The 21,202-nt window shown below is 52.3% G+C and carries 22 protein-coding genes and 1 pseudogene; 3 read left to right on the top strand and 20 right to left on the bottom strand.

All coding sequences use genetic code 11. The features are described 5' to 3' along the window. Positions 1 to 5: 5 nt before the first annotated feature. On the top strand, positions 6 to 1,109 hold the full coding sequence (locus U9M73_RS05455) for a hypothetical protein (protein ID WP_009223185.1): 1,104 nt from the start codon (positions 6 to 8) through the stop codon (positions 1,107 to 1,109). A 392-nt stretch (positions 1,110 to 1,501) separates the two neighbouring features. Here U9M73_RS05455 and U9M73_RS05450 read toward each other — a convergent pair whose 3' ends face one another. The 3 genes and pseudogenes from U9M73_RS05450 to U9M73_RS05440 form a co-directional block, all read right to left on the bottom strand. Then, positions 1,502 to 2,764, bottom strand: a complete 1,263-nt coding sequence (locus U9M73_RS05450; protein ID WP_456094082.1) for an IS91 family transposase — start codon at positions 2,762 to 2,764, stop codon at positions 1,502 to 1,504. Positions 2,765 to 2,879: 115 nt separating this feature from the next. Beyond that, positions 2,880 to 3,767: pseudogene (gene rpoD / locus U9M73_RS05445) on the bottom strand (RNA polymerase sigma factor RpoD); the annotation flags it as partial. 266 nt (positions 3,768 to 4,033) lie between these two features. Continuing rightward, positions 4,034 to 4,672, bottom strand: coding sequence for a DsbA family oxidoreductase (locus U9M73_RS05440; protein WP_323076507.1), 639 nt, complete (start codon positions 4,670 to 4,672; stop codon positions 4,034 to 4,036). Between the two features lie 200 nt (positions 4,673 to 4,872). Between U9M73_RS05440 and U9M73_RS05435 the strand changes: the two genes are divergently transcribed. Further along, complete coding sequence (locus U9M73_RS05435) at positions 4,873 to 5,559, top strand: metal-dependent hydrolase (RefSeq protein ID WP_009223182.1); 687 nt, start codon at positions 4,873 to 4,875, stop codon at positions 5,557 to 5,559. Positions 5,560 to 5,613: 54 nt separating this feature from the next. Here the strand turns inward: U9M73_RS05435 and U9M73_RS05430 are convergent, their stop codons facing one another. The 6 genes from U9M73_RS05430 to U9M73_RS05405 form a co-directional block, all read right to left on the bottom strand. Continuing rightward, positions 5,614 to 6,852 (bottom strand): MFS transporter, encoded by a 1,239-nt coding sequence (locus U9M73_RS05430; protein ID WP_323076506.1) that lies wholly within the window; start codon positions 6,850 to 6,852, stop codon positions 5,614 to 5,616. A gap of 64 nt (positions 6,853 to 6,916) precedes the next feature. Then, positions 6,917 to 7,525: a TVP38/TMEM64 family protein gene (locus tag U9M73_RS05425; RefSeq protein WP_009223180.1), complete on the bottom strand. Its 609-nt coding sequence runs from the start codon at positions 7,523 to 7,525 to the stop codon at positions 6,917 to 6,919. Between the two features lie 30 nt (positions 7,526 to 7,555). Beyond that, positions 7,556 to 8,071: a GNAT family N-acetyltransferase gene (locus U9M73_RS05420; protein ID WP_323076505.1), complete on the bottom strand. Its 516-nt coding sequence runs from the start codon at positions 8,069 to 8,071 to the stop codon at positions 7,556 to 7,558. A 10-nt stretch (positions 8,072 to 8,081) separates the two neighbouring features. After that, a complete protein-coding gene (locus tag U9M73_RS05415) occupies positions 8,082 to 8,210 on the bottom strand; it encodes a hypothetical protein (protein ID WP_323076504.1) in 129 nt (42 codons plus the stop codon). A gap of 11 nt (positions 8,211 to 8,221) precedes the next feature. Next, positions 8,222 to 8,524, bottom strand: coding sequence for an antibiotic biosynthesis monooxygenase family protein (locus tag U9M73_RS05410; RefSeq protein WP_323076503.1), 303 nt, complete (start codon positions 8,522 to 8,524; stop codon positions 8,222 to 8,224). Further along, complete coding sequence (locus tag U9M73_RS05405; RefSeq protein WP_323076502.1) at positions 8,514 to 9,464, bottom strand: NAD(P)/FAD-dependent oxidoreductase; 951 nt, start codon at positions 9,462 to 9,464, stop codon at positions 8,514 to 8,516. The genes U9M73_RS05410 and U9M73_RS05405 overlap by 11 nt, the downstream gene beginning before the upstream one ends. A 95-nt stretch (positions 9,465 to 9,559) precedes the next feature. Between U9M73_RS05405 and U9M73_RS05400 the strand changes: the two genes are divergently transcribed. Next, positions 9,560 to 9,934: a DUF2512 family protein gene (locus U9M73_RS05400; protein ID WP_009223176.1), complete on the top strand. Its 375-nt coding sequence runs from the start codon at positions 9,560 to 9,562 to the stop codon at positions 9,932 to 9,934. 74 nt (positions 9,935 to 10,008) lie between these two features. On the opposite strand, the gene U9M73_RS05395 is transcribed toward U9M73_RS05400, so the two are convergent. The 11 genes from U9M73_RS05395 to U9M73_RS05345 form a co-directional block, all read right to left on the bottom strand. Further along, positions 10,009 to 10,806 carry an ABC transporter ATP-binding protein gene (locus U9M73_RS05395; RefSeq protein ID WP_009223175.1) on the bottom strand — a complete coding sequence of 266 codons (798 nt, stop codon included), beginning with the start codon at positions 10,804 to 10,806 and terminating at the stop codon, positions 10,009 to 10,011. Beyond that, positions 10,806 to 11,720, bottom strand: coding sequence for an ABC transporter permease (locus U9M73_RS05390; RefSeq protein ID WP_009223174.1), 915 nt, complete (start codon positions 11,718 to 11,720; stop codon positions 10,806 to 10,808). Before U9M73_RS05390 ends, U9M73_RS05395 begins: the two co-directional genes overlap by 1 nt. 38 nt (positions 11,721 to 11,758) lie before the next feature. After that, positions 11,759 to 12,838 carry an ABC transporter substrate-binding protein gene (locus U9M73_RS05385; protein WP_323076499.1) on the bottom strand — a complete coding sequence of 360 codons (1,080 nt, stop codon included), beginning with the start codon at positions 12,836 to 12,838 and terminating at the stop codon, positions 11,759 to 11,761. Between the two features lie 280 nt (positions 12,839 to 13,118). Then, a complete protein-coding gene (locus tag U9M73_RS05380) occupies positions 13,119 to 13,625 on the bottom strand; it encodes a metallophosphoesterase family protein (RefSeq protein ID WP_009223172.1) in 507 nt (168 codons plus the stop codon). A 5-nt stretch (positions 13,626 to 13,630) separates the two neighbouring features. After that, the gene (locus U9M73_RS05375; RefSeq protein WP_260069935.1) at positions 13,631 to 14,572 is read right to left on the bottom strand and encodes a DUF7916 family protein; all 942 of its coding nucleotides are present in this window, start codon (positions 14,570 to 14,572) and stop codon (positions 13,631 to 13,633) included. A 94-nt stretch (positions 14,573 to 14,666) separates the two neighbouring features. Next, positions 14,667 to 16,364 carry a glycoside hydrolase family 13 protein gene (locus U9M73_RS05370; RefSeq protein ID WP_009223170.1) on the bottom strand — a complete coding sequence of 566 codons (1,698 nt, stop codon included), beginning with the start codon at positions 16,362 to 16,364 and terminating at the stop codon, positions 14,667 to 14,669. Positions 16,365 to 16,467: 103 nt separating this feature from the next. Next, positions 16,468 to 17,397: a hypothetical protein gene (locus U9M73_RS05365; RefSeq protein ID WP_323076498.1), complete on the bottom strand. Its 930-nt coding sequence runs from the start codon at positions 17,395 to 17,397 to the stop codon at positions 16,468 to 16,470. A 91-nt stretch (positions 17,398 to 17,488) separates the two neighbouring features. Continuing rightward, a complete protein-coding gene (locus U9M73_RS05360) occupies positions 17,489 to 18,421 on the bottom strand; it encodes a Gfo/Idh/MocA family protein (protein ID WP_323076497.1) in 933 nt (310 codons plus the stop codon). A gap of 153 nt (positions 18,422 to 18,574) precedes the next feature. After that, positions 18,575 to 18,802 (bottom strand): hypothetical protein, encoded by a 228-nt coding sequence (locus U9M73_RS05355; RefSeq protein WP_009223167.1) that lies wholly within the window; start codon positions 18,800 to 18,802, stop codon positions 18,575 to 18,577. After that, on the bottom strand, positions 18,799 to 19,821 hold the full coding sequence (locus U9M73_RS05350; protein ID WP_407673970.1) for a TIR domain-containing protein: 1,023 nt from the start codon (positions 19,819 to 19,821) through the stop codon (positions 18,799 to 18,801). The genes U9M73_RS05355 and U9M73_RS05350 overlap by 4 nt, the downstream gene beginning before the upstream one ends. Before the next feature lie 42 nt (positions 19,822 to 19,863). After that, a complete protein-coding gene (locus U9M73_RS05345) occupies positions 19,864 to 21,129 on the bottom strand; it encodes an MFS transporter (RefSeq protein ID WP_323076493.1) in 1,266 nt (421 codons plus the stop codon). Positions 21,130 to 21,202 lie beyond the last annotated feature (73 nt).

The following is a 21,202-nucleotide window of genomic DNA, read 5'->3' as shown; positions in this document are numbered from 1 at the left end:
TTCTATTGGCCAGTTTTCGTAGAGCTTATTTGCTGAAACAGCGCATTGCCGGGAAGATGCTGAAGATGAAGGGAGTCCATGGCGTTGGCGTCGGCTTGCGGGACCCGAAACGCCCCAAACGCGGCGCAGCGATCATCGTATATGCCGATCCCCTGACCACAGCCGCTGCCGCCAAACAAAACAAGTCAACCCGCACCACAGCATTACCTCGTTATCTAAAGCCTCGGGCTGGCGTGCCGTTTCGTATCGTCCGTTCCCCTAGGTTCTGCAAACGGGCAGGTAATGGGAACGGCGGCAGGTTCACGCGCCGAATTCGCCCGGTTATGGCCGGCTACAGCGTTGGCACATCGGACTCCTCCGGCACGGTTGGTTTGATCGTCAGCGGCGATGCTTCCGGATGCCAACGCTTGATCCTTAGCAACAACCACGTCCTCGTCGATAATAATACCCGGCGATTCTCTGCCACGCTGCAACCGGGAGGTGCTGATGGAGGGACTATCGCTAAGGACCGCATCGGTCAGCTGGACCGTTTCGTCAAGCTGAGCCGGAAACGGGCAAATTATATCGACGCAGCTACCGCCAAACCTTTGAGACGTTCTTTGCTGAAGCCAGCCTATGCTGTCTTTGGGATCGTCCCGGGCCATGTGCGATCCTATAAAATCGGTGATCGACTTAAGAAGGTGGGTCGCACGACAGGGGTTGTAACCGGTACGGTGGAATCAATCCATACCGATGTGCAGGTCGATTACGGGGATTACGGCAATTTAGGGATGATTACCTTCAAGAACCAAAGCGTGATCCGTGGCAAACGCCCCGTTTCCTTGGAAGGCGATTCCGGCTCGGTGTGGCTGACGAGGAAAGGCAATCTTGCGACTGCGGTGAATTTTGCCGGATCCGAAAACGGATTGCTGTCCATCTCCTATCCCATTGAATGGTTTATGCAGGTGTTTGGCGCGCGGGTAGCAAAGCCCGGTTCAGGGCGGCTGCTTCGATCCGGGCGGGGCAACAGTAAGAAATTTATGTGCATCCGGCCGTTGCCGGCGAAGCTGGTCCAATCCCTCCGTCCGATTACGGCGTCTCCCCGCCCGCTCCGTCGGAGGACCACATAAGAAAAACGTCTATCGACGTACATTCAAAGTAGACAGACCGCGTTTAGAGGAAATTTTTCTTGCGATATCAGGATGCCAATCCTGATATCTTTTAAGAAAAACGCCTGGCGGCGTCCTTTTAAGTTCGTTCAACTGAGTTCATACGTGTAAAATGGCCGGGTGTGGGAGAAAAACTTATACCCGGCTATTTTCTTACATCGCTAATCCTGTACTCGTAACCATGAATTCCCTCGTAATATTCCGGGTACATGCCTCCTCCACATTCTTCGCAGCTGAATTGCGGAGGTACGGTTGGATCTCCATCATCCATCGCATCGAAATTCCGAACGACATTCAGCGGAATCTCTTCTGTTGTATGACATTGAAGACAAATGTAGGTTACTTTCGCTTTGCTATGCAGCCCGCTTTGCGGCTTTTTCTTTTTCTTCGCTACCTTTCGTTTCTTTGACACCGGCGACATCCCGAATCATCCTCTCCAGACATGCCTTTGAGGTGGAGCACACCGCGTACTTCACCTTCAACTTCCCATCCTCAAGGCAGGCTTCTCCCTTGTATTCGTAATAACTTTCGCATTTTGGGCAACATGGCGGCTTCCCCGTCTGCTCCTTGATCCGTTCACTCCACGTTCTGCGTTTTAATATCCGCTTTGCCTTGACAATCCATCTTCTCGCGGCTTTTTGCCACTCACTGACTAACTTCTTGCACAGGCTCTTGATCCGCCGCGAATAAACCCCGTAGTAACGGATCGTTTTGAAGTTTTCATCCGGAATATGCCGCACAAGTCTACCCATAAATTCTTCTACCGAAATCGTCTCGGTCTTCTCTTCCCCGTCATTCTTATCCCGGTAACGAAATGTCACCTTTTCTCCGTCATACGCTTCGATCCGGCTAACCGCTATCGCTGGTCTTCTCATGTATCGCCCGATATACCCGAGTTGCTGCTTGACGTTCCCTTTCTGTTTCGGAGCATGCACATAAAAGCCTTCTCCGTTCTCGCAGTAAGCTTTTTGCAAACGGGACTGCACTTGCTTTTTCTCTTGTTCACTTAACTTTCGACGAATCAGCTTCAAAACAACCGTCTGCCATTGCTTACGCAGCATCTCGAACGGAATAAAATCGTATGTTTTCCACTCGCCGGTCTTCTTCATTCCTCCCATCGTTACAAGCATATGTACATGAGGATTGAAGTTAAGCCGTGCCCCAAACGTATGCAACCCGGCTACGATTCCGGGAGTTACCTTATGTTTCTTCTCAAAATGTTCTTTGACTAAGCGTACCGCTTCATCCATAAATTCTTTGAGTAATTTTGCCCGATGGAGCAGAAAGATTTCCCGTAATCCTTCGTCGATCGTGAAGACGACATGGCGGTGGTTGACTTGGAATACATCTTGTTCCAGGAGACGTGCCCATTCCTCTGTTTCTCCGCATGAACAGGTCGTACAGAATCTTCCTTTACAACGATACGGAACGAGCCATAGGTCATGACATCCTTCACATACCATCAGCTTAAAACCGTTTCTGGGATCCCCGCATCGACGGAACTTCTCTACTTCCTTCCGCACATTGGCACGCAGCTTGCCACCATGTTTTGCCACAAACCGATCCCAGTGCCCTCGCTCATCAAAGAAGATTCGTTTCAAAATGTTCGTCTCCATATCCTAACCTTACCAAAAACAGAAATCAGGCGGAAGACCTGCTCCCACCCCAAAATTTATAAATTCTATAATGTAAAAAAAGCTCCCTAAGGGAACCCTTAGGGAGCTTACCATGTTATTCCATAAAATCTTTCAGCCGCTTGCTGCGGCTTGGATGCCGAAGTTTGCGCAGCGCTTTGGCTTCGATCTGGCGAATCCGTTCGCGCGTAACACCAAACTCCTTGCCAACCTCTTCCAATGTCCGCGTCCGGCCGTCATCCATACCAAAACGCAGCCGAAGGACATTTTCCTCACGCTCGGTCAGTGTATCCAACACTTCTTCCAGCTGCTCCTTCAATAATTCATAGGCCGCAGCTTCTGCCGGAGCCGGAGCATCGTGATCTTCGATAAAATCGCCGAGGTTCGAATCGTTCTCTTCCCCGATCGGCGTTTCCAACGATACCGGTTCCTGAGCGATTTTCATAATCTCCCGCACCTTATCCGGCGTCAAATCCATCTCCTTCGCAATCTCCTCCGGAGTCGGCTCGCGTCCGATCTCCTGAAGCAACTGCCGGGAGACACGGATCAGTTTATTAATGGTTTCCACCATATGCACCGGTATTCGGATCGTTCGGGCTTGGTCTGCTATCGCACGGGTAATCGCTTGACGAATCCACCAGGTGGCGTAAGTACTGAACTTGAACCCTTTCGAATAATCGAACTTCTCCACCGCTTTGATCAGGCCCATATTGCCCTCTTGAATCAGGTCCAGGAAAACCATCCCGCGCCCAACATAACGACGGGCAATGCTGACCACCAATCTGAGATTCGCTTCAGCCAATCGGCGCTTCGCTTCCTCATCCCCGTTCTCGATGCGCTGCGCAAGCTCGATTTCCTCCTCTGCGGATAACAGAGGCACGCGCCCGATTTCCTTCAGATACATTCTGACCGGGTCATCGATTTTAATTCCTGGCGGTAACGTCAGATCATCGGTGTAATCCAATTCATTATTCTTCAAGTCCTCTGTCATCTTCCAGACCCCCACCCTAAAAATTAAATGCGAAAACCACTCTATATCTCTAAAACCGTAAATCCATTTGACAAATGATTGATTTTATGCTATTATTGAGGAGATTATTGCGTGAGTTTTTTGTGATTGGCTATCCGTCATTTTACCACAGTTCATTAGTTTATACAACAATTAATTTATTTTTTTATTTTGTTCGCAGAACGAGACGCTGATCCTTAGGGATCAGCGTTTTTTGCATTTTCTTATTTTCTAAATCGATATTAAGACCGATCTTCCCATGCTCGTAACAATGCCCCTTGAAAAATTTCCAACGGCTGTGCCCCCGACACCGCATACTTACCGCGCAGCACAAAGAACGGTACGCCGCGAATCCCAAGTCTTCTTGCTTCGTTCTCATCCTCGCGGACAGCGTCGGCATACGTATTTTGCTCCAGCACTTCCCGGACGGCTGTGCCTTCCAAGCCAACCTCTTCCGCCAAACGAACCAGTGTTTCCCGGTCCCCGATATGCAGCGAATCCGTAAAATAAGCCCGGAACAACCGCTCCGTCATCTCCTTCGCCTTGCCCTGCTCTCCGGCATAATGCGCTAATCGATGAGCATCAAACGTATTTGTAGGAATGATCGTATCAAAGTTATACGTTAACCCTTCCGTTTGAGCCTGCTGCGCAACATTGCGGTTTGATTCCTGCGCCTGCTCCAGGCTGAGGCCGTATTTCACCGCTAACAATTCATGGATGCTCGACTCCGTATCCTTAGGGGCACCCGGATCCAGTTCAAAGCTGCGGTAAACGAGTTCGATCTCATCCCGATGACCAAATAATTCCAACGCCCTTTCCAGGCGACGCTTGCCGATGTAGCAAAACGGACAGCCAAAGTCCGACCACACTTCGATTTTCACATCAATCTCCTCCTTTTTTTGCGCAAGGTCCTTACTGGATCAGACCTCATTCGCGAGCCTGCTCAAGCCGCCCCATCCCAATCACAATCATATGGGATTTCCTTGCGTTTATGCAGCACCTCCTCCCGCAAGATGTGACTTGCTTGTCCAAGGCAGCTATAATAAACGAGAAGGATATATTTCCACATGAGGTGATTGCTATGAAAGTTACTTATTTGGGACATTCCTGCATCCTGGTGGACACAGGGAAGCATCGTTTGATCATCGATCCATTTCTCACCGGGAATCCGGCGGCCGCAGCCTCAGCCGATGACATTCAAGTCGATTACGTGCTTCTGACCCATGGTCATTCCGATCACATCGCAGATGCGGAAAGCATCGCCCGGCGAAACAACGCGCCGATTATCGCCATTGTCGAGCTGGCCGATTATTTTGCTGGCAGCGGACTGCAAACGGTCGGCATGAACCTTGGCGGCTCCCGCACGTTCCCGTTCGGTAAATTAAAATGGGTGCCTGCGCTGCACAGCTCGTCCGTCAACCAAAACGGCGTAAATGTATATCTTGGCGTGGCGGCAGGGATCCTGCTCGATATTGACGGAACAGCCATATATCATGCCGGAGATACCGCCCTGTTCAGCGATATGAAATTGGTCAGCTCCCGCGGCCCGGTCGATCTCGCATTCCTGCCGATTGGAGACCATTTTACCATGGGACCGGAGGATGCTCTGACCGCAGCTGAATGGATTGGCGCCAAGCACGTTGTCCCTGTGCATTACAATACGTTTGATGCAATCGCCCAGGACGGGGAACGATTTGTCGCAGATCTCGCACGTATCGGCATTACAGGTCATGCCTTGAAGCCGGGCGATTCTCTGGACAACTTCTAATTAAACGGATGAACAGCAAAATTGTTGCGGATCTGCAGCAATTTTGCTGTTTTTTTAATCCGCCAGCTCCTTCCCCCGCGTCTCGGTCCCCAGCCAAAACACCGCCAGTGCCCCAATGACGATTGTCACGAAGAACATCCAGAAGATTCCCCCGATGGCGACGTGGCGAGCGACCAGCATGCCGACCAAGTACGGAGCGATGATACCGCCGATCCGTCCAAAGGAAGCGGCCAAGCCGACTCCGGTCGAACGCACCCGCGTCGGGTACAATTCCGGGGTATAAGCGTACATGCCGCCCCATGCCCCAAGATTAAAGAAGGATAAGCAAATCCCAGCGGCAATCAGCATTCCCTCACTAGTCGCATTTCCAAACCAGGCCGCGCTGGCTGCGGTGAGCAGCAAATACAGCACCAGCACAAATTTACGCCCAAACTTCTCAATGAAATAAGCGGCCGTGAAGTATCCCGGTAATTGTGCCAGTGTCATGATCAGCACGTATTCAAAGCTTTTGACCAGACTGAAGCCTTTCAGCACCATCACCGAAGGCAGCCACAGAAACATGCCGTAATACGAAAAGACGACGGTAAACCACAAAATCCAAAGCATCACAGTCGAACGACGGTGCGGGGAAGCCCAAACGGACTTAAACCTATCGCTGAAGGAAGGCCCTCGTCCTTGATGATGACCCGTCTGCGCTTTAAATCGGGCCGGCTCCTGGATTGATTTGCGCAAGTACAGCGCATATAACGCAGGTATGGCACCGATGATAAAAGCGGCCTGCCATCCGTAATCCGGGATGACGAAATACGAGATCAACGCCGAAGCGATCCATCCGGCAGCCCAGAAGCTCTCCAGCAGCACGACGGATCTTCCGCGTTCCTGTACCGACACCGATTCGGATACCAGTGTGGAAGCGACCGGCAGCTCCCCGCCAAGTCCAAAGCCGGCAATAAAGCGAAGCAAACAAAGCATGGCAAAGCTAGTAGCGGCAGCTGACAAACCGCTGGCGATGGAGAAAATCAACAGCGTCCACAGGAGCACGGATTTGCGGCCAAACTTGTCCGCCATATAACCGGCAATCGCTGCGCCAAACGCCATCCCTACGGAGTTGATCGCCGTAAAGAAGCCGGTCTGCTGCGGCGTTAAGCTCCATTCCACCGCAAGGGCAGCAGCGATAAACGAAATGATCCCGACGTCCATGGCATCAAACATCCAGCTGAGCCCGGCGCTGAGCAGCAGCTTCCGCCGTGCTGCCGCGGGTTTTCCTGATAAAGCCTGTTCCTGAGTATTCAAACGACTCGCCCCCTATCCAATCTTATTCTCTCTGTAGCTTATCCCGGAAAGCGGTCGATCCATGCTAAGGTCTCATGCCTTCTTTCGTCTTGGATAGGAACCGGTTGCGAATGACAAAGGCGACGCCCAGCACAAGCAAAAATAGGGCGTAGGAGAGAATCAACTCCTGAAGATTCACCCCCGGAAACACAATCGATGCGCTTAAGATCCCGAACAGCCAAATGCTTGACAGATTCCCAACCAGGTTGGACCAGACATAAGAACGGAGCTTTAAATTCGAAACCGCCGACATAAACGAAATGAGATTGTTTGGCATAATCGGAATCGTGCGGAGAAAGATCACTGCCCACACCCCATAGCGGTCCAGCCCTTTTTGCCATTTTTCGTATTTTTGCAGCTTAGCCAACCACCTGCGGTTAAACCAATCAGCAAAAAAATATCTGCACATCAGGTAAACAACCATCCCTGCCGCCGTACCGGCAATCCAACTGGCTAATAAACCGTTCGCAATCCCCAGCAGGGAGAGATGCAACATCACGATCGTGGCAAACGGAAAAAAACCAAAAACTCCCTGCACAACGGCGAGTGGGATCGTAAAAAGCAGGATGGAGTACCCGCCTAACTGAGTCGTCTCCAAAAACCAGTCCGTGATTTCCTTAACCCATTCGTTCAAATGATTTGATCCCCATTCCCCAAAAGCATATTAAGCCTCAACAACCCGTTTCCCCAAAATAACGAGATCCCGTTCCACGCCGTCTAAATTGGCCACGCGGGGCAAATGCGCCCAACGCTCGAAGCCGAATTTACTAAGGAGCTTAAGGCTCGGCTCGTTGTGACTAAACACAAACCCAAGCAGCGTATGGACACCAATCTCAGGGCAAATCGCAAAGGATCGATTTAACAAGATCCCTCCGATTCCGCGGGAACGGTAGGCTTCTGTGATATAAATACTGATCTCGGCCGTGCCGTTATAGGCCGGTCGCCCATAGAAGGACTGAAAGCTGAGCCAGGCGATGACCTTCCCCCCGGATTTCATAACCAAAAGCGGCCGGAAATCGGGCGAATGCTCATCAAACCACTTCCGTCTGGCGTCAACGGTCACCGGCTCCAAATCGGCGGTAACCATGCGTCCAGCGATCGTTTCATTGTAAATCGCCACGATCGCCGGCAAGTCCTCAAGCGTTGCATCTTCAATGATATAGTCGAAATGTTCCGTCATATGTACATGCTCACAGTCCTTGAATAATTTTGTTATACATAGCTCTGCCTTCACCTGCTGTGGCTGTTCCTCGAGCACCTTCAGAATATCGATAAATCGCCGTCCCGAATTCAAGCTGCCGCCAAATGATTTCTTCCATTCTCTTTCCTCCTACTCCGTTTCATGCTTGATTTGCACGTAGTGTTCCACGGTAGGCATGGGATCGTAGAATGGATGAAGCAGCGCTTTCCATTCCTCATATTCCGGAGATTGACGGAAACCTACCTCATGTGCGGAAATGGATTGCCAACGCACGAGCAGAATATATTTATTCTCCGTCTCTACGCATTTTTGGAGCTCATGTCCAAGATAACCGGACGCCCGGCTGATGATTTTGGAAGCCTTCCGGAAGTGGCTTTCGAAATCATTAATCATTCCGGGCTTCACTTGCAGTTGAGCTACTTCAAGAATCATCCTCTGCATCCCCTCCGTTCAACTGATTATAGCACGGACTTAATGCTTTATGAATCCAAATTGCGGCAATTGAGCCTTCCCCCATGGCCACGCTAACCTGTTCCGCATGAAGTCCTAGATCCCCAGCCACCCACACGCCGGGGACGTTCGTCTGCTTTGTGCGGGGGTTGGCCTCCACATGACGGTTCTCGGAAATGCGTACGCCAAGTTGAGCGGCTAATCCAGAATGAACCTCATTGCCGCCAAACGCAATAAATCCCCGTTCTGCTGTAAAGCTCCGGCCATCCTGTAATTTCACGCTGCGGATAAAGCCTTCGGATTGTTGGACTTCGGCGATGGCCCCTTCCTCGTAGCGAATCCCCTGTTCCTCCATTTGCTTCAGGAGCGACGCAGCGACAGATGTCTGTTCATGATTAATATAGGTTAAATCGCGGGTCCGCTGGATGAGCAGCAGCGCCATCTTGGCACCGGTGTCCCCTGCCCCCATTAATACCGTTTTCCGCCCCTCAATTTCGTACCCATCACAATCCGGACAGACATAGACGCTTAGCCCAAGCGTTGGAACCAAACCGGGGACATCGGGAAAACGGTCCAGCACACCGGTCGCCAGCAGCAGGGTTCGACCTGAATACGTTTGGCCGCTTAATGTTTTTACTTGAAATCCCTCATCCCGTTTCTTCGCTTCGGTTATTGTGTCTTGCACAAACTTTACGCCATAAGACGCCGCTTGCCGTCTCCCCCGACTGCGCAGTTCTTCCCCGGAAATACCTTCCGGGAACCCCAGCAGGTTATGATATTGCCGGCATAACGTGGATCTTCCATAACCCGCGTCAATAACCAGTACGTTGTGGACCGAGTACCGGCCTAGCTGAATAGCGGCTTGTAATCCGGCAATACCGCCGCCAATGATCATGCAATCGTAGTTTGTGGTTTGAGTCATGTTGTTGTCCCGCTTTCCGTAGCTATTAATTGACATCGTTAATTTGGTGTATAGCCGCTTTCCCGTTAGGAGAAATTAGAGCGTAAAACAAGGAGGTGAAAGGGTTGGACAAGTTTCTCGTCAAATTACTTGGCAATGGAATTATCGTCATCGTCATGGTAATGCTCTTAAGCAACGCCTCATTCATCTCAGCGCTGCTGACAGCCTTAGCGTTGTCTATTCTAGCCTATTTATTCGGGGATCTTTTCATCCTTCCGCGAACGAACAATGGGATCGCAACCGTTGTAGATGCGTTTCTCGTCTTTATCTTCCTGTGGGCGATTTCCGCCAACGCGGAATGGACGTTATCTCTTGGCGAAATCCTTGCCATTACCATTGTGATGGGCGTATTTGAATGGTTCTTGCACGCTTGGATGCTGCGCGACGGCATCCGCAGGGACAGCAGCGTACGAGTGCGCGATGCTCGTTAAAAGACAACAAAGAGCGCGAGTACAAGGGAATCCTCCCTTTGCACTCGCGCTTTGTGTACAGGTATAGTTGCAATTTAACTGCCCAGCATCACGCGATCATCGGACAGCTTGTGGCCGCTGATGCGTTCGAATTCGCCTAGCAGCCGTTCGATCGTTAACTCGCGTTTATTCGTTTCATCCACATCAAGGATGATCCGCCCGCCATCCATCATGATGAGGCGGTTACCCAACCGGATCGCTTGCTCCATGTTGTGGGTGACCATCAACGTGGTCAGCTTCAATTCGCTGACGATCTCCTGCGTAAGCTTCGTCACCAGCTCAGCACGGGCTGGGTCCAGTGCAGCAGTATGCTCGTCTAGGAGCAACACCTGCGGCTCGGTAAACGTTGCCATCAGCAGGCTGAGCGCCTGGCGTTCCCCGCCCGACAATGTACCGACCTTGGCGCGCAGCCGGTTCTCCAATCCAATGCCCAGCCTGCGCAGCTGCTCCTGGAACATCGCCCGGCGCTTCGCGTTCACACCCAGCGCAAGGCCACGCGCCTTCCCGCGAGAGTAAGCCATCGCCAGGTTCTCCTCGATGGTCATATGCGGTGCAGTACCGGCCATCGGGTCCTGAAACACACGGCCAATCCACTTGCTGCGTCGATGCTCTGGAAGATGGCTGATGTCGACGCCGCCAAGGCGAACCTCGCCAGCATCCGGCTTGATGACGCCGGAGATCATATTCATCAGCGTGGATTTCCCCGCACCGTTGCTGCCGATGACCGTTACGAAATCGCCTTTGCGCAGATGCAGATTGACGTCAATCAGCGCGATCTTCTCATCCGGCGTGCCGGGGTGAAAGAGCTTCGATACCTGGGTTAACTTCAGCATTAGAACCCACCCCCTACGCTCTTTTGCCCGGCGGTTTGTGTAATTTCACCGGCGCGCCGGCGAGCTACCGCTTTCTGCTTCATGTTTCTTTGTGCGGTCGGAAGCACCAATGCGATGATCACGATAACTGCCGTAATCAGCTTCAAATCCGTTTGCTCCAGCCATTCGATCCGCAGCGCTAGCGCTACAACCACTCGATAAACGATGGACCCGAGAACCGCTGCCAGCGTTGCCCAGAATACCGTACGCGCCCCGAAGATGGCCTCCCCGATAATCACCGAAGCCAGCCCGATCACGATCATCCCGATCCCCGACGAAATGTCGGCGAAACCGGACTGTTGAGCGATGAGCGCCCCGGACAAAGCCACTAGCCCGTTGGACAAACTGAGCCCGAGAATAATTGTGTTATCCGTATTGGCACCAAAACTGCGGATCATCCGTTTATTGTCGCCAGTGGCCCGCAGGGCCAAGCCAAGCTCCGTACGAAAGAACAAATCCAGCAGCAGCTTAATGGCGATAACAACGATCGGCATGAACACCAGCGGCGAAACCGAGCTGAACAGCGTTGTCTCCCCCAGCAAGCCTACATTAGGTTTGCCCATGATCCGCATATTGATGGAATACAATGCAATCATCATTAATATCCCGGAGAGCAGTCCGTTAATCCGTCCTTTGGTATGAATGATGCCGGTGATCGCACCGGCAGCCAAGCCGCCCAAAAAAGCAACGACCGTAGCAATCCAGGGAGAGCTTCCCCCTGCGATCATGACCGCAGCGATCGCACCGCCGGTCGTAAAGCTCCCGTCCACCGTCAGGTCCGGAAAGTCGAGAATTCGGAACGTAATATATACGCCGAGCGCCATAAGCGCATACAGCAGGCCGGATTCCAGCGCCCCCAGCAGCGAGTTCAACATGATGAGTACCTCCTCAAGAAATTAGGAGCGTGTGCTGCCTATTCGATCAGATTGTTTTCCTTATCCGTAATTTGAGCCTTCATGGCATCGGTCACTTCGATCCCTTGCTCGGCTGCCGCTTTCAGGTTCATGATCAAGTCGAGCTTATCCGGCACCGTCACTTTCAGGTCACCGACCTTTTTGCCGTTCTTCAGCACGTCGACTGCCATTTGTCCCACTTGGTACCCGTGGTCATAATATTTGAACCCAATCGTTGCAAAAGCCCCCTTCTCGACCGTATCCCGGTCACTCGAGAAGAAAGGAAGGTCGTTATCGTTGGCTACCTGGATCACGGTGCTGACGGCTTCAACGACCATGTTATCGAGCGTAATGTACAGCGCATCTACCCGACCAACCAGCGATTCGGCCGCTTGTTTAACTTCCGATGTATTGGTTACCGAGGCTTTCACCAATTTGATACCGTGGGCTTCCAATGCTTTCTCTGCATGGTTTGCCATAACGACGGCATTCGGTTCCCCTTGGTTGATCACCAATCCAACGGATTTGACATCCTTGAAGTGCTCAGCGATGAAGTTCATCAGCTTCGTAATCGCTTCCGGGTTCGTATCCGAAGCCCCGGAGATGTTCCCACCTGGATGATCCAAATTGTCCACCAATTTGGCATCAACCGGATCAGTAACAGCCGCGAACAGGATCGGGGAGTTCTTCACCTGCTGCGCTACAGCTTGTGCAGGCGGCGTAGCGATCGCGAGCACCAGATCATATTTCTCGCCGGCGATTTTTTGCGCGATGGTCGTATTGTTCGTTTGGTCCCCCTGCGCATTGTTGTAATCAAGCTCCAAGTTTTCCCCTTCTACAATGCCTGCGTCCTTCAAAGCGTCCAGGAAGCCCTCCCGCGTTGCATCCAAGGAAGGATGCTCCACGATTTGCGAAATCGCGATTTTATACGTTTTCTTATCGGAATCCGATGTATTCCCCGCACCCGCGGAATTTTCCGTTCCGGTTCCCCCGGCATTCCCCCCGTTTGCGGCATTTCCGTTGCCGCCATTGTTGCCGCAAGCAACAACGCCGACCAGCAGCAGCGACAAGGCGAGAATCATCCCAAGCTTCTTCTTCATGTTTTTGTTTCCCCTTTCTCTCTCATGAAATTAATGACCCTGCAGTGCCCCTGCAGTAAAGCATAATCTGATTAACGCTTTTGTTGATGAAAGGATTAAAGCGTCCGTGGACAAGGATTCGTCCAACATGGACACGAAGTATGATTCCTATATTAAATGGTGGTCAATTATACGTCAATACAGGTTAAGGGACTTCTGCCTCAAGATAGGTATAAAAAAGAGCCATCCAAAGCAAAACCGAAAATCGGCCTCGCATTGGTAGCTCCACATGTTCTTGGATCTACTTTTTGGCATCTAAATAAATATGTTGCGCCTGGATCGCTTGGGGAGTGATCTCAAGCACGCCAAAGCTGTATTTGGGTTCCCGCCGTTTGTCGGTAGGCGACCCGGGATTAAACCACAAGACGCCACCGCTTTTCGCAAGGTAAGGCTTGTGCGAGTGGCCAAACAGCACGGCGTCTACCGGTTGGCCAGCAAAGACGCGCTCCGCATTGTTCTTAGCCCCGTGCCCGCCGCCGGGGAGATGGCCGTGCGTCAGTCCGATCCGTCTGCCGCCCAGCTCGAGAATTTTATGCCAACCAAACTTACGGATAATGTCGTTTGGGTCATTGTTTCCTGCCACACCCTCAACCGGCGCTATCGTTTTTAACTGCTCGTATACCTCCATCGTCACCCAATCCCCCAGGTGGAGAATCATGTCGCAGGTGCGGAAGGTTTGCCGCAGCTTCGCGGGCAGTTCCACTCCGCGGCGCGGGATATGCGTATCCGATATGACTCCGATCCGCATAGGCGTTACCTCAACGGCGAAGCGGCCATACGCACATAGGTGTGCCGCCGCCCGCGGATGGCGATTGATACCGCTTGGATATTTTCTGGGATGGCCATGCCCGCGAAACCGGCATCCCCGATGTGTACAATGTCGGCGCCGGCACGTTTGGCGCTGAGAGCAATCTCTCGCACCGTCGATTCGTCCGCGCCTTCCTGACTTGTGCCGATCGCCGCCAAAACCAAGGCCCCCCGCGCCTTGACTTCCGCAATGACCCGGGCCAGCTCCTCCTCGCGCACGCCCGGAACGGTCCCCGGAGCTGGCAGCAGCACGACGTCCGCGCCGGCTTCAACGAACTTGATCGCAGCCTCGCCGTCCAGCACGCTGCCGCGAGTACCAGCGCCATGCATTTTGCCAGCGATGATCAAACCGCCGAATTCCCGTTTTGCCACATGGATCGCGTGCAGGATGCGTTCATGGGTCACTCCGGTTTTCGGGTTGCCTGTAAGGCATACGAAATCCACGCCAAGCCGCTTGGCTTCGGCCAAGCTCTGAGCGGTTGCCTGCCGTCCTTCGGGCAGCTCGTGAAGCCCTTCAACCGCATCGGCCGACGCGTCGACCGGCTCTAAATTGATGCCGACTGGCAGTCCCGTTAATCGTTGCAGCTCCGCGATCGGATTTCGCGCGCTCGGCCCGGGCTCCCCACTGCCGCGATCCGGCGCAAACAAATCCCGCGGCTCTATGCCGCGAATCTGCGGGTGAAACACGTCAAAGACGTTCAGCAGGATCATGTCCGCGCCAAAAGCTTTGGCAAGCTCCGCATTGGTGATCTCGGGCAGCAGCGGCTGGGACGTAACCACCGTTTCCGCCATCACCGTTCGCCCTTCCGCTGCCAAAATTGCTCCCCTTAGAGCTTCGCGATCCATTTGGCGAAAATCCGAAGCCCGGCAGTCCAATATCCGTTTCATGGGCTACCCCTCCATTCGTTCCAAGTTCTGCACAATTGCTATATCTCCAGTGTAGCACGTCGAAATGCTGCAGGCCATCCGATATCCCCTTGAATCAATATCGTTTCAAATAAACCCTTGCTTCATAGGGGCGCAGCGGTAAGTTCAATACATCCTCGTGCTCCCGTGGAGCGTAGTTGGAGATTAACAGTTCGATGTCCTTCGGCTCCACCGCCTCAGAAGGCCATTCGAATACCGGCTCCTCGGAACTAAAATTCAGGATCACCAACAAACAGCTCGTTTCCAACCTCCGGGTAAACGCATATATCTGCGGATGATCGGGGAGCAGCAGCTCGTATTCGCCGTAGACGATCACGGCATGTTCTTTTCTTAAGCGAATCAGCTTTTTGTAGTAATGGTAGATCGAATCGGGGTTACGGATCGCTTCCTCGACATTAATCCGATCGTGATTGGGATTCACCCGGATCCAGGCGGATTCGGCAGTGGTAAACCCGGCTTGCGGTCCGGCATCCCATTGCATGGGGGTACGGGCGTTATCCCGGCTTTTTAGATGAATCGCCCGCAGGATGTCCGCCTCCGGAACACCGTTTCTTCGCTGCTCCTCATAGTAGTTGAGCGTCTCCACGTCACGATAATCGTCAATTGAATCAAAGACCGCGTTCGTCATGCCGATTTCCTCGCCTTGATAAATGTACGGCGTCCCTTCCAGCATATGAAGGAAGGTCCCCAGCATTTTAGCGGACGGAATGCGGTAAGGTTCCTGATCGCTCCCAAAACGGGAAACCGAGCGCGGCTGGTCATGGTTGCACAAATAATTGGCGTTCCACCCCCGCCCGTGCAGCACAGTCTGCCAGCGAGTGATGACTTCCTTTAAGTCCGTCAGCTTCCACGGAACGACGTCCCATTTGCCGCTGCCCGCAGAGCCCGCATCCAGAAACATATGCTCGAACTGAAACGTCATATTCAGCTCACGACGGTCATCGCCAACATAATTCAACGCCTGCTCCGGACCTAGCCCCGACGTTTCGCCTACGGTCATAATGTCATAGTAATACAACACGTTATCGTACAAGTTTTGCAGAAGTGTATGTACATCGTCCAGGTTCGAAAATAGCTCGTAAGCCCGAACCGTCGGTCTCTGCTCCGGATTGTCTGCATCCGGCAGTCCTTTCGCCTTGGCGATATGCGCAATGGCATCGAACCGGAAGCCGTCCACGCCTTTTTGAAGCCACCACTTGACCATGTCATGCAGCTCGCGGATGACGGACGGATTTTCCCAGTTCAAGTCAGGCTGATGCTTGGAATACAAATGTAAGTAATATTCATCGGTACGCTCGTCATACTCCCAAACCGAACCGCTGAAATACGACTCCCAGTTGTTCGGCGGGCCGCCGTTTTTACCCTTTCGCCAGATGTAATAATCCCGCTTCGGATTATCCTTGGACTTCCGAGATTCCAAGAACCAGGGATGCTCGTCCGAAGTGTGATTCAGCACCAGATCCATCATTAGCTTCATTCCGCGCGCGTGCAACGCTTCCAACAGCTCATCGAAGTCCTCCATCGTGCCAAATGCGGGATCGATCTTATAATAATCGCTAATATCATAGCCGTTATCATGCCCAGGCGATTGATAGATCGGACAGATCCAAACGACGTCGACCCCAAGATCTTGCAAATAATCCAGCTTGGACAGGATCCCGCGCAGGTCACCCACCCCGTCCCCATTCGAATCCTTGAAGCTGATCGGATAGATTTGGTACACGACGCTTTCCTTCCACCAAGTCCGCTTCATGTCCGACTCCCTTTCTCGTTTTTCCTTTAGCTATTTGCATCGAACCAGTTTTGTATTACGAAAAAAGCCCGGGAACCCAAAAGTTCCCGAGCCTCGTTATCTGCTAAGCATAATGCTCCACCGCTTGCACGTATTTCCGATGCGTTTCGGCCCGCTCCGATTCCAGCTTATGTTTGGCTGTTTCCAGCTCGCGTTGCACGTCGCTTACCGCCGTAAGTTGGTTTTGGACTTGATCTAAGCTGACGTTGATTCGCCCCTGCACTAGCCAATCCGAGATAAAATCGTCAAAGAAATAGTCGGAAAATTTCAGCAATCCCCCGATCTCCAGATGCGTCGAAATGTCCGCTCCGATGTCACTGAGTTCCCGCTGAAAACGTTGCAGACTTTGCCGCGCCGCCATTAGATGGCTCATCGCCTCATCAATCCGCGAGTGCTTAATATGTGTCGACAACATTCCGCCGCCCAGCATATCGTACACCCCCCAATTTTTCGCAGAACGCAGATCTTCCTCGGCTGCGCTTAAATCGTGAAGGGCGGATTGTCCGGCCTGCAGCGCTTCGTCCACCTCTTTCAGCTGCACGGTGAGGACCGCTTCGCGTTCGGCCAGCTCCCGCAGCTCTCCGTCTTCCTCCAGGATCTTCCGCTCTTTGGCTTGAAAAATCCGCTCATATTCGTTCTTCCAAGAACCCAGCTCGAGCAGTCTGCGCTCAATATCCGCAATTTGCCGCTCCATATCGCGAACCGCAGCTTCGGCGGCATCATACCTCATCTTGGCTTCCAGCACTTCCCGCTGCTCCCGATCCAGCTTCTCGGCTTTGTTGCCAAGCACGGTAGCCAATAAGTTTGACAGCGACATCGTCGACAGCTTGCGAACATCTTCTTCCTCTGCAGCCAGCTGCTTCTGCCAACGGTTCCGTTCTTCTTGCAGGCCGGTCAACTCCTGCTGGAGATTTTTGAGACGCTGTTGCCATTTCTCCTGATTCCGGGCTTTCTCTTTGAGTTCTGCCATACGAACGTTAAGGTCCTCGAACAACCTTGGTTCCTCCCTTTATCGCCGGAACGGTTGTCCTGTCCGGCCTACGTAGTTTCGCTATCCTGTTCTACGTTGGTCGAGACCGAAAGTTTCAAAGCGGCCGTTCCCAAGCCACAGCGCCGTTCGCCTCAGCGCTCTTCACAATCTCCTCGCACAGCCGATGGGTTTCCAGCGAATCTTGCAGCGAGATGGCCGGTTCCCCTCCTTCGCGAACACAGCGGATAAAATGATCGATGATCTGTACGAACCCCCGCCGGTACAACACCGGATCCCAGTCCTTAAAGGTCAACCGTTTCGCTTCGCCGCCGGCAAAATGCTCCGTCGTGTTCAGTCCGTCCACCCGCCATGTCTGGCCGGGGCTCATCACCTCCAGGATTTCATCGTTGGCCCCCGAATCGCGGTTCATGATGCCGATGCAGGTAAAGCCGTCACCTTCCAACTGGAGCGTGACATGGTACAGCTTCCCCTCCTGCACTCGAGTCGAGACGTGAAAGTTCCGGACTTCACCCGGTGCCAAAAACCGCAGCGTATCCACCACATGGATATAATCGTCCAGCACGAAAAGGCGAGCATAGTCGGGCGAAGGGGTGCGGTTTTTCTGCAACAGCACGAGCCGGCGGTCCGGCTGTTCCTTCAGGGCCGCGTTCATCGGGGCGAACCGGCGGTTAAAGCCGGTCATGAGCAGCACGCCTTTCTTCTCCGCTAGTTCGCTGAGCCGTTTAGACTCCTCATAATGATAAGCGATCGGCTTATCCACGTAGACGTGGATTCCGTTCTCAATCAGTTGCTCCACAATCGCCGGATGGGACTCCGTCGCCGAATGGACGAATGCAGCATCCACGCCGGATTTCACCAGCTCGTCCACGCTGCTCACCGTTTCCGGGATGCGGTATTTTGCTGCCAGCTTAGACAGCGTCTCCTGATTTCGTGTACTCAAGACGAGTTCGATGTCCTCCCTCGCCGTAATGACCGGCAAATACGCTTTTTGCGCGATATCGCCGAGTCCGATGATTCCGATGCGCATCCTTTTTGCCTCCTGAGCATAACTTCATGATTTCGTTAGAGTGAAATGGTCAACATTTCCTTTCATTTTGGCATAGGGAAAGGAAGATGTAAATTTGCTGCAGCAAAAAAGAAAACCCCCATGCTGATCATGGGGGTCTGCTCGGCTGATCGATTAAACGAAGGAAGGTTTTGTACGGTCTACGTCACCCGTGAGTACCTTCACATATTCCTTATCTCCGCCTTCGACGGACGGTCCAATATAGAGAATGCCTTTGGAACGGCTGGCTTGCAGCTTGCGTCCTTTTGCCGTCTTGGCATCCATCATCGCTGGGGACAGACGCTTGGAAGCCTTGGAAACCGGGGCAGCGCCTTGCTTCAGCTTCAAGTTACCTCGCTTCATATCGAATCCCCTCCAAGGATATAATCAATGGTTCGTAAGAGTTCATTATTATCGGATACAATGATGCCTAACTGCTCGTCGGTCAAGTGATGCCTGCCGGAAAAATGAACCGACAGCACATGCTCTCTACCTAAAGGATAGCATAGGATGTATACCTGTTCAACTTCAAGCCGGTTAAAGAAAGCCCATTTTGCGGTTAAATACGCATCTAACACGTAGATCGGCTGCTGGCCGGACTCCACTCGCTCTTGGTTCTCCTGAAAGGTGAAAAATCGGCCTTTCCCTACGTTGCCGCCGACTTGCCCAATCCCCTCATCTCCCTGTACCTTCCAAAGCGCAGCACCGGTAACCAGATACCCCGGAGGAGGAATAATCGACGTCCGAATCGCCTCGCTTAAACCGTTGTAACGATCCTGTTCATCGGGGACGGTTATATTTTTATTATAGGTCCAAAAAAGATGAAGGATCCGGCGTTTGCGCTCCAGCTCCATTTCCATTCTTGCGATTTCAACGTGGGGATCACGGTACACACCTTCGGCCAGGATCGCTTTAATCAGTGAACGGCAGGCAACGGCAACCGCAGCCTCCTCATTCCCATCCGTTCGCACCTCATATCTCAGTAACGTCAAGCCTTGAAGGTCGGATAAGAGATGATATTCTGAAACGTTCTCCCCTTGGATCAGATCATCCCTCTCTCTGATCTCCTGCGGGATGATGGCAAATACTCGCCTTCGCCCGAGTCTCCCCCAAAACAACCCCATCTCAAAAAGCGTGTTGTCCCGGGTGATGAAAACAAATTTCCCTCGATATAAAGCGATGTCATCCGGCGCAAAGATGAAAACCCCAAAATCATTCTTATGGAGTTGCTTCTCCAGCGATTCCATCGTGTAATCATTGCCTTCAAATGCGCCGGCATACCATGGAGTTACCTGGGCATATCGGTTGATCTGAGCGTGGATCCCGTTCGCGATATCCATCGCTTCCCGTGAGGATCCAATAAAGACGTTCGGCTTGGTCACATCCACAACTCCACAGCTCCTTGAAAAACGAATCATCTTTTCCTAATTATACCATCCCGATTCGTTTTGTGCAGGTTGATGGAATAACTGACGATGTCGTACACCGATGAAGACCGAAAGTAGGCTCCATCCCCCCGCCAGCAAGTAAACGTAGACAATTCCTACCCCCTCCGCGACGAAACTCATGAGCAGCAGAGATATCCCAAACAGGAAATTCTGCAACGCGGCTTGGGCTGACAGCACTTTGGGCAACTGATCCGGATCGGCGCTGCGTTGCGTATACGTTTGGCGGGCAACTCCGACTAGTTCGGCAAACGGACCTATCAAGAGCACAATACCCAGCGTCAAAACAGCGGAAGTGTTTAGCGCAAAGGCAAAGGTCAAGACGGCATATCCAAGCATACCGATCCATAGCGCAGGGTACAACCGATACTCCAGCTTGTTTACCAGAGCTACAATCAATATTCCGCCTAATACGGCCCCGGCAAAATAACCGGCGTTGATATACCCCCACCACGATTCATCCCGGTGTAAAATATCGCGCACAAACACAAGCAAAAATGCCCCCGACCATACCGAACTGCCTAACAGTTCCGTCATCTCCATGCAGGTTAATGCGCGCAATCTTGGCAATCGCAATAGGGTGATCCACCCCTCTTTTAACGTTTCCCAATGAGAGATGACCCGTTTGGATCCCCTATCTCCATATGCTGCCATAGATGTTGCATTTCGAGGTTCCCCTCCGATCGGATCTACGATTCGGGTCGTAGCCAACATGGCGATTCCGTAAGCTCCAGCAACCGCAACAAGAACCGGAAACGAACCAAACTTCGCCACAACCACACCGCTGAGTGCCCACCCTGCAAACTGGATGATTTGATCCGTCGCCGCGATCATACTATTCGCTTTCAGCAAAGTATCGTCCTGAACCAACCTGGGAATCAACGCGTTCCTCGCCGGTGTCGTCCATCCGTCGAGGAAGGAAATCACCAAGATTATTCCATACAGAATGCCCGGGGCAGTTCCGCCAACCCATGGGGAGACATATAATGCGAGCAACGAAAACAACAGAAACTGACCGCCTTGCGATATCGATAATATTGTGGTCAGTCGAAATCTGGCAATCACCAAGGGAGCCAGCAAGCTGCTGATCAACTGGGAGCTTACCCGAATAAAAGGAACTAATGTCGCAAAGATGATGGATCCAGTCTGATCCAGTACCAGCGTAATAAAAGCGACAATATACAGGACGTCCGCCATGTTGGACAAGGTCTGCGAACTCCATAACCAAAAAAAGGACCGTTTCATCCCCGTATCACTCCTTTGTTCCAAACCAAATAACCCGGAAACCCCGGGGTCAAAAAAAGGTTAGGTTCAAGAG

It is taken from the genome of Paenibacillus phoenicis, assembly GCF_034718895.1.
In the GTDB taxonomy this organism is placed as follows: domain Bacteria; phylum Bacillota; class Bacilli; order Paenibacillales; family Paenibacillaceae; genus Fontibacillus; species Fontibacillus phoenicis.
The sequence above is the reverse complement of the archived record's forward strand: the minus strand, read 5'-3'. Positions and strand labels throughout refer to the sequence as shown.